This window comes from Bacillus cereus group sp. Bce019 (assembly GCF_051781745.1).
Taxonomy (GTDB): Bacteria; Bacillota; Bacilli; order Bacillales; family Bacillaceae_G; genus Bacillus_A; species Bacillus_A cereus.
Genome location: NZ_JBPWJX010000002.1, coordinates 391,120 through 403,981, shown reverse-complemented (window position 1 = coordinate 403,981; position 12,862 = coordinate 391,120). Strand labels below are relative to the sequence as shown.

Sequence of the window (12,862 nt, the reverse complement as noted above, 5' to 3'; positions counted from 1 at the left end):
CTAATTTTATTGTTACTTTTGTAAATACCTCTCCCTATTTTTTAACAATTCCTTAAACATTAATCCATGTTTTACACTGTATTCCTTAACAACATTTCGGTACAATACAAATACAACGATTTTAAATGAGGTGATGTTCATGGCAAAGCGCTATGAAAATATGGATAATGTTAGTACAAAAAAATCAATTCGCTCTTTTTTACGCTGGCGTAAAGAACGAAAGCAAAACAAAAAAGATTTTTCTTTCTTAGTAGAACAATCACCCGTTAAACAAAGTGCATTTTTGCAAAGTAATGTTGAAAAAACGACTATCACATGGATTGGGCATTCCACTTTTCTTATCCAAACGAATGGACTTAATATATTAACAGATCCAGTATGGGCTAATAAATTAAAGCTAGTTCCAAGACTTACAGAACCTGGACTCTCTATAGAAGCACTACCTAAAATTGATATTGTCCTTATTTCACATGGTCATTATGATCATTTAGATTTTTCAACTCTTCGTCAGTTGAATGATGATGTTCTATATCTTGTACCTATTGGATTAAAAAAATTATTTACTCGTAAGAAATTTAAACATGTAGAAGAGTATAAATGGTGGGAAAGTACGATAATTAACGAAGTTTCTTTTCACTTCGTACCTGCTCAGCACTGGACGAGAAGATTCTTATTTGATATGAATACGTCTCACTGGGGTGGATGGATTATTGATAATGAAACGACTATGGAAACCATATATTTTTGTGGTGACAGTGGCTATTTCCAAGGTTTCAAAGAAATTGGTGAACGCTTTTTAATTGATATTGCTCTTATGCCCATTGGCGCTTATGAACCAGAATGGTTTATGAAAGTATCTCATGTTTCACCTGAAGAGGCCGTGCAAGCTTATTTAGATTTAAACGCTACGCATTTTATACCAATGCATTACGGAGCTTTTGCACTCGCCGATGAAACACCTCGTGAAGCAATAACTAGACTTCGAAATAATTGGAATTTGCGCATGTTACCGTGGGAACAACTGCATGTACTCTTTTTAGGTCAAACTTTTATTTATAGTAACGCAACAAATAATAAGCAAATAAACGAAAAAATTGAAACTTTACATGTGTAACGTAATGACTGATTTTCTATATCCAACATATAATATAGAAAATCCTATAGTGAAACTTTAATTAGTGGTTTTTCTTCATCCCCACTGATTATTTGCCTTCACCAATCAAGCTTTTACGGGCAGCCCGCTACCTAACCTCTTTGCTCCAGCTAAATTTGAGGTAGAGAGTTTTACTGTCCGCAAATAGCGGGATAAAGGGTGTTTTCTATGAATGAATATTTACAGACTCGCTATATCATTAGCGGTAGTGCCTGTGTGGCTCTTCTTATTTCTTACTTTCTATTTACATAAAAAAGCTACTTGAAATATATTTTCAAGTAGCTTTTTTATTACTCTGCTAAATACATAAATCCGATTGCGCCCGGACCTGTGTGAGTACTAATAATAGGCGTTGTATAGAAAATTTCTGATTGAGCAAATCCACTCACTTTTTCAACCGCCGCTTTCATACTTTCAGCTAAAGGAATTGCTTTCGCATGCGGAATTGCAACAGCTTTTACGACTTTTCCAGCCGTATCTTGCTCAAATAACTTAGCTAATGTTTTTACAATTTGGCCTTGGCTACGAACTTTCGTTACAGGATTATAAACACCGTCTTCAAGACTAGCAATTGGCTTTATATTAAGTAGAGAACCGATAAACGCTTTTCCTTTACCGATACGTCCACCCTTCACTAAGTTTTCTAATGTATCCACTACTACATATAAACGAGTATTCTTTCTTACTTCATCTACACGTTTTAAAATTTCTTCTAGTGAGCGTCCGTCATTTGCCATTTTTGCAGCTTCAATTACTTGATATGCTAAAGCATGTGTAATAAATTGAGAATCAACAACTGTTACTTTTGTATCAGTCATTGATGCAGCGCTATTTGCAGTTGCTACAGTACCGCTCATTCCACTTGTCATATGGATAGAAAGGACTTCGCTTCCATCTTCCCCTAGCTTGTCATACATTTCTACAAATGTACCCATAGCTGGTTGTGATGTTTTTGGTAATTCCTCTGATTTAATCATTTCTTCAATAAATTCGTCAGGTTGTAAATCAACGCGATCTAAATATGTTTGTCCATTTACAGAGATTGATAATGGTAAAACATGAATGTCATACTTTTCGATTACGTCTTGTGATAAATCTGCCGTTGAATCTGTTACAATTTTAATTTTTTGCATACTATACTTCTTCCCTTTCCAATACGCTCTCCTTGTTATTATACTAGTATTCCCATTGCTTTCAACAATTTGGAACGAAATTTCATCAAATTAATTATATTTTCATATCTAAAATGAAAAAGACAGAGTTTACTAACCCTGTCCGTACTTCGTATCATGCATTTTTTTCAAGGGTATTTGTTTTATATACATTTAAATAATCATTCCACTTCAAACAATTTTGTAAATATTCACGGAAAGAATACGAAAATCTTGGGTGTTTTTGTTTTTGAATTTTTGCAATAAATAATTGAAGACGAGACTGAATTAGAAACGATAATGGATGCTGTGCCTGTAGGACAGGGATTTCGAATATTTTAATGCAATCCCCTGTTGAATGAGTGAAATAAAAACTTTTCGTAATCACAATATCAATCCTCTTTTTCATTGGATTTTTGAACTTCCTCTACTTTGCGCTGTAACACGTTGTTTAAAGTGGAGTAAAATCAGACTTATATGATTTCTGTAGTCCTTATGGCTAGAAGATTTATACTCTATTCATCTCCACCTAATTCACCTTCCCGTCCTAAATATCTCTGAGACGGGAATCTCATTATCCATCAATTGTTTAATACATTTAGTATAAGCTTATAAAAGCGCAAAGTTTGTCTAAATTTTGGAGATTCTATAATTTTTTTCTTCTATATATTGTATACGTTTATAGCTATAGTATAACAAATAAATAAAAAAGTGCCTTTATAACGAGGCACTTTTCGACTGCATTTCTTCTCTTTTCTTTTTCCTCTTACTAACAACCTTTGATAACGCAATACTTACTTCATAAATACAAATAAGCGGCACTGCAACTAAACTATGAGATAAAAAGTCTGGCGGTGATATACAAGATGCAATGATAATTAATGCTACGTAAGCATACCTTCTTATTTTTATTAAAAATTCCGCCGTAAGTATTCCAATACTAGTTAAAAACATTACAACGACTGGCAATTCAAAAATCACAGCAAATGGAACTGTTAAATTAAGTACAAAATGAAAATACTTTTCTGTCGTAAACATCGTATTAAACATTTCATTACCTATCGTAGTTAAAAAGTGAAATAGAAACGGCATTACAATAAAGTATCCAAAACATAAACCTGCAATAAATAATATAGACAATACCGGTATATACATTATTGTCATCTTTTGTTCATTTGGATGTAAACCCGGTTTTACAAATAACCAAATTTGTATAGCAGCAAAAGGAATTGTACAAACGATAGCAAATACTGTAGCAATCGAGAAAAAAATCCACAATACATCACTTGGACCGAGAACAGTTAATTTCATTGGTAAATCTTTTACAAGCCAAAAATAAATATCCTTTGTAAAAGTAAATCCAATAATTAAAAATAATACAAAGGATAACACCGTATATATTACTCTTTTTCGAAGCTCAACAATATGTTCTACTACGCTCATTTCCCGATTTTCCATCTCGTTCACCACACTTTATTTATCCATTACAAGGAAAATACACTACATTTTTTCTTTCTTTTCCTTTTCTTGAAATGCGTCATCTGTCAATTCTTTCGTTGATTTTTTAAACTCTTTTAACGTTTCCCCTAAAGCCTTCCCGATTTCCGGCAATTTTTTAGGTCCAAATAAAATGAGTACTGCTACTAAAATTAAAATTAACCCTGGAAAGCCAATATTTGAAAACATTTCCCCATCCCCTTTATTAGTAGTTTCCTTGTCCTACTATTACATAATTTTATTTTGTCAAAAAAGTTTGAAAACGTCAACAAATCCATTGTCTTTTGTCAAAAAAATTCAAAAATATAATCAATTATACAAATTTCATTTTCTATTGCTCTTGTGTATGATATGGTAAGGGAAATGACATATTATTTTATGATAGTAGAAAGGATTTGCATTATGACTGAAAAAATGACACGAATGACCCAATTTGTAAAAGAAGAAATTGCAAATGCAATTACACATGGTATCGGTGCCATTTTAAGCATCCCTGCCTTAATCATATTGATTATTCATGCTTCTAAGCACGGTACCGCATCAGCCGTAGTTGCATTTACTGTTTATGGTGTAAGTATGTTCTTACTGTACTTGTTTTCAACATTGCTACATAGCATTCATCATCCTAAAGTAGAAAAAATATTTACTATTTTAGATCATTCAGCCATTTACTTATTGATTGCTGGCACGTATACTCCTTTTCTACTTATTACACTTCGTGGCCCATTAGGATGGACGTTGCTTGCTATAATATGGACACTAGCAATCGGAGGTATCGTCTTCAAAATTTTCTTTGTACGTCGCTTTATTAAGGCATCAACGCTATGTTATATCATAATGGGATGGCTCATAATCGTTGCTATTAAACCACTTTATGAAAATCTAACTGGACATGGTTTTTCACTACTTTTAGCAGGTGGCATTTTATATTCTGTCGGAGCTATATTCTTCCTTTGGGAAAAGCTACCTTTCAACCATGCCATATGGCACCTGTTCGTTTTAGGTGGTAGTGCGATGATGTTCTTCTGTGTACTCTTTTATGTCTTACCTACAGCATAATAAAAAGGATTCAGCTTACGATAAGCTGAATCCTTTTTTATTACTTATGTAATTGTGATGCAATAACTTCCTGTGTATGCTTCGTTAATTCTTTAATATCCATATTCGCATAATCTTCAGGTGTAATCGGCTTAGAAATTGTTACTGTTGCATGAGCTGGCTTCATACGATTTCCATTCGCTTCAAACATCTTATATGTACCATCTAACGTTACAGGTAAAATTGCTACCCCTGACTTTACTGCAAGATGAAAACTACCAGCCTTAAACTCTCCAACTTCGCCACCCTTACTTCTCGTTCCTTCAGGGAAAATTACGATAGAATGTCCATTCTTTAATAGTTCAATTCCATCTTTAATCGCTTGAAGAGATTGACGACGATCGCTACGATCCATAAATACACAATTCATCAGTTCCATCCAAGTTGGTACAACTGGGAACTTTTTAATCTCTGCTTTTGAAACGAATCCAATTGGTTTATTTAAGTAACCTAGTAAAACAGGGATATCCATATTACTTTGGTGATTACTTACAACTAGCACTGGCTTGTCTTTCGGAACATTTTCAAGTCCTTTCACTTCTACTGCCCCTCCAGCTACACGTACCATTTTCTTACCAAACCAATTTGTCGTTTTATACACAGCATTGTCTTTTTCTTTTGGCGCCATCGTATTTACTTGTCTTTTAAGACGCCACATTCTCGGTGTAATCGCAATTACGATTAAAATTAAATAAAAGATTTTAAAAAACGTTTGAATCATACAGAACCCCCACCTATTATCATTCCGACCTTCATTATACTAGACAAACGAAGGAAAAAGAAGAAAAAAAGTCCAAACAGCAAGTGTTCGGACTTTTTAAGCATTCTATATTAGAAACGTTTTGCTAATTCACGAGCATTAGCAATTGCTGCTTCTTTAATTTCTTGTGCTTTTTCAGGGTTTGCATTCATGCCTTCAACTGCAATATATTCAGTATCATTCACACCGACAAATCCTAATACAGTCTTTAAGTGATTACGACCGAAGTCTACAGCTGCGTATGCTCCTTCAGAATATACGCCACCTGTTGCTTGAATGTGAAGTGCTTTTTTACCTTCTAATAAGCCGACTGGACCATTTTCAGTATATTTGAATGTTTTACCTGCGATTGCTACGTTATCTAAGTATGCTTTTACTACTGGTGGATAGCTAAAGTTCCACATTGGAGTTACGAATACATAACGATCTGCATTCATAAATGTTTCTAAGTTTGTGTTCATTGCTGCTACTTTTTGTTGTTGAACTTCAGTTAAAGCTTCAAAGCCTTCACCTGCTGCAAATTTACCCCAAGCAGCAAATACATCTGCATCAATTGCTGGTACTGTAGTGTTGAATAAATCAATTGTTACAACTTCGTCTTGTGGATGTTCGTTTTTATAAGCTTCGATGAAAGCTTCCCCTACTGCCATTCCGAAAGAACCTTCTGCTGAATTTGGATTTGCTGTAATAAATAGTACTTTTGTCATTGTATTCTCTCCCTTTTTTTTCTTTATCTTTAATTCAAGATTTGTTTTTTAAAAGTTAATAACTTACCTTATGTAAGTATAATATAAAAAGTTTTAATCAATGTCAATAAAAAATAGCTACTTTTTTTTCGTAAGTTAATGATTTACTTTGTTTCCTTAAAATTTAGTATACAGATATTACAAACTCCTTCATATAAAAAGGCTACCTCTACAACCTATAGAGATAGCCTTCTATTACATATTATTTTTGAAATACATGTTTTACTTTTTCAGCTGGAATATTACTTCCGCCTCTACCTTTTACATCTTCAATCATCATTGTAATGACCATATCTGGCGAATTTAAATCAAATGCAGCGAACCAACCTAGTTCTTTTCCTTCGGCCTCTTTTGATACTTTTAATTCCGCTGTACCTGTTTTTCCAGCAAGAGTCATACCATCAATTTTAGCAATTTTCCCTGTACCATCTGGATCATTAATTACTTTCGTCATTGCAGTTTTTAATATATCCTGATTTCCTTTAGAAATTACATTTTCTTTCCAAGCTTTTGGTTGTTTATCTGTTTTAATAATATACGGTGACGGAATCGTTCCATCATTTACAATTGGCGCATACGTTAAAGCTAAATGAAGAGGAGTCATTAATACTTGTCCTTGTCCATATCCCGTATCTGCCATTTGAATATCATTTTTAATGCCGTCATTTGCAATTTTAGAAGCAGGGAATCCATATTCAATTGGTAGTTTCTCATCGAATCCGAATTTTTTTGCTTCACTCATAAACTTGTCTTTTCCGATTTTCAAAGCTTCTTGTGCGAAGTAAATATTATCCGAGTATTTCATCGCCTTATCAAGATCAATCGGATTTGCATCTTTCACACGCGTTACATAGTAATTACCCCAAGAAGAATCTTTTGTCCATTTTAATCCTTCAATTTTCAACTCTTCTTTTGGATCAATTGTTTTCGTTTCAAGACCAATTGCAGCTGTAATAGGTTTAAATACAGAACCTGGTACCGACAATTGTGTAAAGCGATTTGTCATTGGTTTTTTCGGATCATTATTCCAAGCTTCGCGTTGTGCCTTCGATGTCCCTCGTGCAATTATATTAGGATCATATGCTGGACTACTTACTAGTGCAATTGTTTCTCCACTTTTCGGATTAATTGCTGCACTTGAACCAGCTTCGCCCTTCATTTCATTATACGTTTTTTCTTGAACAACACTATCAATAGTTAAAGTTACATTTTCTCCATCAACAGCATCTGTTTTTGCCAAGTTTTTAATTTCTTTTCCTTGCGCATCTTCTACAAAGACACGGCCACCTTTTTTACCGCGTAGCTTTTCCTCTAATACTTGCTCTAAACCAGCTTTACCAACTGGGTCATCAGCTTGATAGCCTTTCTTTTGTAGCGTTTTTAAATCTTCAGCATTTACCTTTCCAATATAACCAGTCAGATGAGCTGCCGCTTCCCCTAACGGATATGTACGAACATTTACAGGTTTTGTCGAAACACCTGGTAAATCAATGTACGTATTTTGTGTTGCCCCTTCAGGCAAAATTCCAATTGGTACGAGATACCCTGGTTTTACCCATTTAGCAGCTAATTTTTGATCAATTTCTTCTACAGACATATTTAACAACTTCGCTACTGTTTCTTTCGTTTGCGGAGCAGTATCGCCTAACTTTTCAGGAATCAATCCGATTTCAGAAGCTTTCCCATTTGTTGCAAGACCTTTTCCATTACGATCGTATATTTCACCACGTTTTGGCTGTGTTGTCTGCATACGCACTTTACTATCTTTCGTCATGCCTGGGAAAATAAAATCAGGAGTCCAATCTATTTTCCAAGATTCTTTATCTCCATCTTTTTCTTTCACCATTTTTGCTTCATGACCAAATGTAATTTTACCACCAACTGTATCCATGCTTACTTTAAAAGGAACAGGACCTTCATCTTTTTTATCTTCTTTTACTTCCCCTGTTTCTACCTTTAAGTCTTTCACTTCGATACCAGAATAAATTTTTTCATATTTCTCAGTAAACTCTTTCTTTGAAATATCTTTTTTTGCATTTTTTGATAGTTGATCATACATATCTGCAAATTTTTGTTTATTCCACGCTTTTACATATGTATCAAACGCTTCTTGTGGTTTTTCTTCTTTACCACATCCAACTAACATGAATGTTAAGCAAAGAAAAAGAATCCCCCATATCTTTCTCAATCGATTCTCCTCCTCTTTCTATATTAGTACTTTTGAAAATTTTAGCATTTTTACATGCTACCTATCATTATAGCACTATCGAATCTCATCTATAAACTTATATTGGTGAATATAAATAAAAAGATTGATGCGAATTCTCACATCAATCTTTTTTATTATTGTTGTTTCTCATATACATGGTAATAATACGTATACGGGTTTTTTTCATCCGTTAAACCTTTTTCTACAAAAATCTCTTTCCAATTTGTCATATCTATTTCTGGGAAGAATGTATCTCCTTCAAATGCATGATGGATTTTTGTTATATATAACTTGTCTACATAAGGTAAAAAGAGATCGTAAATTTGCGCTCCACCAAAAATAAAAATCTCTTCTTCATTTTTACATAGTTCAAACACTTCTTCTACAGAATGAACAACTTCACAGCCTTCAACATGATACCCTTCATTACGAGTTACAATAATATTACGTCTTCCAGGCAGTGGTCTACCAATCGCTTCATAGTTCTTTCTTCCCATAATAAGCGGGTGACCCATCGTTGTTTTCTTCACGTATTGTAATTCACTCGGTAAACGCCAAGGTAAATTATTATCTTTACCAATTACTCTATTTTCGTCCATAGCGACCATAAATGAAACAATCATTTTTTCATCTCCTCTACAATTATACTGCAACCGGTGCTTTAATTGCTGGATGCGGATCGTATCCTTCAATCGTTAAATCTTCCATTTCAAAATCGAAAACAGATTTCACATCTGGATTTAATGTAAGTTTCGGGAATGGACGTGGTTCACGTGCCAATTGCTTTTCTACTTGTTCAAAATGATTTGTATAAATGTGTGCATCACCAATTGTATGAACAAATTCTCCCACTTCAAGTCCGCATTCATGTGCAATTAAATGTGTTAGTAGTGAGTAACTTGCAATGTTAAATGGAATTCCAAGGAATATGTCACCACTTCTTTGATATAACTGACAAGAAAGCTTTCCATCTGCTACATAAAACTGGAATAGCGTATGACAAGGCGGTAAGGCCATACTTGGTACATCTTCTGGATTCCAGGCAGAAACGATTAAACGACGTGAGTCTGGTGTTTTTTTAATCATTTCAATTACATCTTTTAATTGATCAAGTGTCTCACCAGCTGTCGTTTTCCAAGCACGCCACTGTTTACCGTAAACGTCTCCTAAATAACCATATTTATTTGAGAACTCATCATCTTCTAAAACGTTCTTTTTAAACAATTCCATTTGCTCGTCGTACTGTACTTTAAATTCTTCATCTTGTTGTGAGCGAAGACCAAAATCAGTCATGTCAGGACCAGTATACTCATCACTTTCTACCCAGCTCTTAAAAGCCCATTCATTCCAAATGTTATTATTATGCTGCAATAAATAGCGAATATTTGTATCACCTTTCATAAACCAAAGCAGTTCACTTGCTACAAGGCGAAACGGTACTCTCTTTGTTGTTAATAAAGGAAAACCTTTACTTAGATCAAAACGCATTTGATATCCAAATACAGATACAGTGCCTGTCCCTGTACGGTCTTCTTTCTTCGTACCATGTTCCATTACATGGCGGCATAAATTTAAGTATTCATTTTCAGCATGTTTCATATGTAGGAAAACCTTCTTTCAATCGTATATGCAATTTATCATAACATGAAAAATGATAAATTTAATAATCCTAATTAATAAAATTTCTTGCGCTAATTCTTACAAAATTATTAACTTTCCAAATATAAAAAGGTTTTCATTTTCTATTACCGAAAGTATAGTGCGGTAGAACAAAATTTATATTTGGAGGTTAGAAGTATGTCTAAAATTGAAACGCCTGTTATGACTTCTTTACAAACAACGGCTGAAAAAATGATGAAGGATTTAAATGTTCCTGGTGCTGCTGTCGCTGTTATAAAAGACGGTGAAGTTATTATTTCAGAAGGTTTCGGCTATCGTAATATAGAAACAAAAGAGGCTGTTACACCGAATACTCGATTCGCAATCGGTTCCTCAACGAAAGCATTTGGCACACTTTCATTAAGCTTGTTAGCACAGCAAAAAAAGTTTAATTGGGATACCCCTATCCAGTCTTATATACCTAACTTTACTTTATCTGAACTACTTGCTAGCTCACAAGTTACAGGACGGGATTTAGCTTCTCATCGAACTGGAGTGAGTCGTCATGAGGCTCTTTGGTACAGTTCTTCCTTATCTCGAAAAGATCTCGTTGAAAAAATAAAACATTTACCACTTGATGCACCGTTCCGAACTGCATTTCTATATAACAATTTAATGTATGCAACAATTAGCTACATTGTCGAAAACATTACAAATCAAACGTGGGAGCAATACACTACAGAACATATTTTAGAACCTTTAAATATGAGACATACAAACTTCTCTGTTAACGATTCACAAACTACAGATGATTACGCTTTACCTTACATTGAAAATGACGGTGAAATAAAAGCAGTTCCATTCCGTAACATCGATACAGTTGGCGCTGCTGGGTGTATTAATTCCACAATTGAAGATATGGCAAATTGGGTACTTCTCCACTTAAATGAAGGAAAATTTGGAGATCATGAATTAATCTCCTCTGAATTATTACAACAAATGTATACACCACACAATTCAATTCCAGACCAACCGGTTTTATCACTCCCTGAATCTCCATTAAATAGTTACGGTCTTGGTTGGTTTATTAGCGCTTATCGTGGTAAAAAAGTGATTCATCATGGCGGTAATATCGATGGATTTTCAGCACTTGTTTCATTCATACCAACAGAAAACATAGGCCTTGTCATTTTAACGAATGCTGGAGGAACATTACTTCCTACTTATCTCGCTAATCAAATTTATGACGAACTACTTGAATTAGAATCCATTGATTGGCATAAACGTGCTGTAGAAGATACTAAAAAAATGAAGGAAATGATGAAAGAAGCAACTGAATCCCTCCCTGAACAAATTAAAGGGACTACACCTTCGCACAAGTTAGAGGATTATACTGGTACTTTTGAACATCCTGCATACGGAACATTACAAGTATACAAACGAGATGATTCGTTATATGTACAATTTATGGAAATGGATATTCAATTAGGGCATCATCATTACGACATCTTCTCTGCAAAAGTTGACTTATTCCAAATGAAAATGAGCTTATTATTCGCTTATGAAATGAATGTAAGTGGTGAATTCCCATCCCTTCAGTTACATGTACCAGCTACATTAAGTACTCAGCCGCTTACATTTAAGAAAATTAAATAAGTATTTTGATGGTAAAAAATAAAGGTAGGTGCGAATCACACCTACCTTTTCTATTTCATATCAATCTTATCTGATTGAAACCAAATTGGCTTCGATAACTCAAAGTTATTATGATCCTCTAAAACTATAGTAAGGCGCTCTAACATATCATCTAACATATGCGGCGCTGCTCGTAATGTCCAGACAACTGAGGAGAAAACTGTCATACCAACGTACACCGTGTATAATTTCCAGAATTCCTCTGGTATTTTTCTATTAAAGTATCCTTCTATTTGTCCGATTGAATACGGAATACTAATGTCCCTTGCAAACAGTGCAATTTTCACAAAATCATGAAGTGGATCGCCCCAATCGTAGCCATTAAAATCAACAACACCTACATATTTTCCATCCCGTACAATTATATTTTCTAAGTGAAAATCATCGTGTTGAAATCGATTTGGGCGGTTCTTTAAATATATTTCATTTTCTTCAATAAACTTTATGATTTTATCATCATTTTTTATGTTTATTCCACATGTTTTATATGCCTCTAAATATTTACTATGTTTTTTCATTGCTCTTTCATACCATGGAAGTATATTATTAGGAGCTTCATATGTATGCATTTTTGCTAAATCTTTCCCTGCCTCTATACCAATATCATATTGTTCTTTTGGTGAATACGTAGGCAATAACTTCTTCGCATCTTCCCCTTCTAAATACGAAAAGATGCCATAGCATAAACCTTCTTCTGCCAACAAACCTATTTCAATTGGTTTTTGTGCTTGCACACTACGATTTTGCATTTCATTTAAAATTTGAAACTCTATTTTCTTTCTTTCATACTCTTTTATATCGCCTGTCCGCAATAAATATTTATCATTATTCGCACTCGTAATTATATATTTCTTATCAGGTGAAAAACCTTTAGAAATTTCTTTAATATCCACTGCATTTTTTACTATTTGTATATTGTTTTGCCATGCTGTAATTATCTTCATATCTATTCCC

Annotated in this window: 13 protein-coding genes; 3 read left to right on the top strand and 10 right to left on the bottom strand. The window is 34.0% G+C overall.

What is annotated here, in order from left to right; translation table 11 throughout:
- The first annotated feature begins 139 nt into the window (after positions 1 to 139).
- On the top strand, positions 140 to 1,114 hold the full coding sequence (locus ACS2QP_RS05480) for an MBL fold metallo-hydrolase (protein WP_001129630.1): 975 nt from the start codon (positions 140 to 142) through the stop codon (positions 1,112 to 1,114).
- Positions 1,115 to 1,443: 329 nt separating this feature from the next.
- Here the strand turns inward: ACS2QP_RS05480 and ACS2QP_RS05475 are convergent, their stop codons facing one another.
- The 4 genes from ACS2QP_RS05475 to ACS2QP_RS05460 form a co-directional block, all read right to left on the bottom strand.
- Positions 1,444 to 2,286, bottom strand: a complete 843-nt coding sequence (locus ACS2QP_RS05475; RefSeq protein WP_001169470.1) for a DegV family protein — start codon at positions 2,284 to 2,286, stop codon at positions 1,444 to 1,446.
- A gap of 154 nt (positions 2,287 to 2,440) precedes the next feature.
- Positions 2,441 to 2,692, bottom strand: coding sequence for a DUF2535 family protein (locus ACS2QP_RS05470; protein WP_000629012.1), 252 nt, complete (start codon positions 2,690 to 2,692; stop codon positions 2,441 to 2,443).
- Positions 2,693 to 3,021: 329 nt separating this feature from the next.
- Positions 3,022 to 3,762 carry a twin-arginine translocase subunit TatC gene (tatC, locus tag ACS2QP_RS05465; protein ID WP_000431523.1) on the bottom strand — a complete coding sequence of 247 codons (741 nt, stop codon included), beginning with the start codon at positions 3,760 to 3,762 and terminating at the stop codon, positions 3,022 to 3,024.
- 42 nt (positions 3,763 to 3,804) lie between these two features.
- Positions 3,805 to 3,990, bottom strand: a complete 186-nt coding sequence (locus ACS2QP_RS05460) for a twin-arginine translocase TatA/TatE family subunit (RefSeq protein ID WP_000492443.1) — start codon at positions 3,988 to 3,990, stop codon at positions 3,805 to 3,807.
- Positions 3,991 to 4,203: 213 nt separating this feature from the next.
- On the opposite strand from ACS2QP_RS05460, the gene trhA reads away from it, so the two are divergent.
- Positions 4,204 to 4,860, top strand: a complete 657-nt coding sequence (gene trhA / locus ACS2QP_RS05455) for a PAQR family membrane homeostasis protein TrhA (protein ID WP_000136889.1) — start codon at positions 4,204 to 4,206, stop codon at positions 4,858 to 4,860.
- Between the two features lie 40 nt (positions 4,861 to 4,900).
- Here the strand turns inward: trhA and ACS2QP_RS05450 are convergent, their stop codons facing one another.
- From ACS2QP_RS05450 to ACS2QP_RS05430, 5 genes are all read right to left on the bottom strand, one after another.
- Positions 4,901 to 5,620 (bottom strand): lysophospholipid acyltransferase family protein, encoded by a 720-nt coding sequence (locus ACS2QP_RS05450; protein WP_000616577.1) that lies wholly within the window; start codon positions 5,618 to 5,620, stop codon positions 4,901 to 4,903.
- A gap of 110 nt (positions 5,621 to 5,730) precedes the next feature.
- Entirely contained in the window at positions 5,731 to 6,366 is a 636-nt protein-coding gene (locus ACS2QP_RS05445) for an FMN-dependent NADH-azoreductase (protein WP_000170025.1), read from the bottom strand.
- 241 nt (positions 6,367 to 6,607) lie between these two features.
- Positions 6,608 to 8,593, bottom strand: a complete 1,986-nt coding sequence (gene pbpC, locus ACS2QP_RS05440; RefSeq protein WP_001227248.1) for a penicillin-binding protein 3 — start codon at positions 8,591 to 8,593, stop codon at positions 6,608 to 6,610.
- Positions 8,594 to 8,748: 155 nt separating this feature from the next.
- Positions 8,749 to 9,237 (bottom strand): dihydrofolate reductase, encoded by a 489-nt coding sequence (locus ACS2QP_RS05435; RefSeq protein ID WP_000637205.1) that lies wholly within the window; start codon positions 9,235 to 9,237, stop codon positions 8,749 to 8,751.
- Between the two features lie 19 nt (positions 9,238 to 9,256).
- Positions 9,257 to 10,213, bottom strand: coding sequence for a thymidylate synthase (locus ACS2QP_RS05430; RefSeq protein ID WP_000679609.1), 957 nt, complete (start codon positions 10,211 to 10,213; stop codon positions 9,257 to 9,259).
- Between the two features lie 198 nt (positions 10,214 to 10,411).
- Here ACS2QP_RS05430 and ACS2QP_RS05425 point away from each other — a divergent pair, with 198 nt between their 5' ends.
- Positions 10,412 to 11,869, top strand: a complete 1,458-nt coding sequence (locus tag ACS2QP_RS05425) for a serine hydrolase (protein WP_000034322.1) — start codon at positions 10,412 to 10,414, stop codon at positions 11,867 to 11,869.
- 50 nt (positions 11,870 to 11,919) lie between these two features.
- Here ACS2QP_RS05425 and ACS2QP_RS05420 read toward each other — a convergent pair whose 3' ends face one another.
- Positions 11,920 to 12,852: an aminoglycoside phosphotransferase family protein gene (locus ACS2QP_RS05420; RefSeq protein WP_000692086.1), complete on the bottom strand. Its 933-nt coding sequence runs from the start codon at positions 12,850 to 12,852 to the stop codon at positions 11,920 to 11,922.
- Positions 12,853 to 12,862 lie beyond the last annotated feature (10 nt).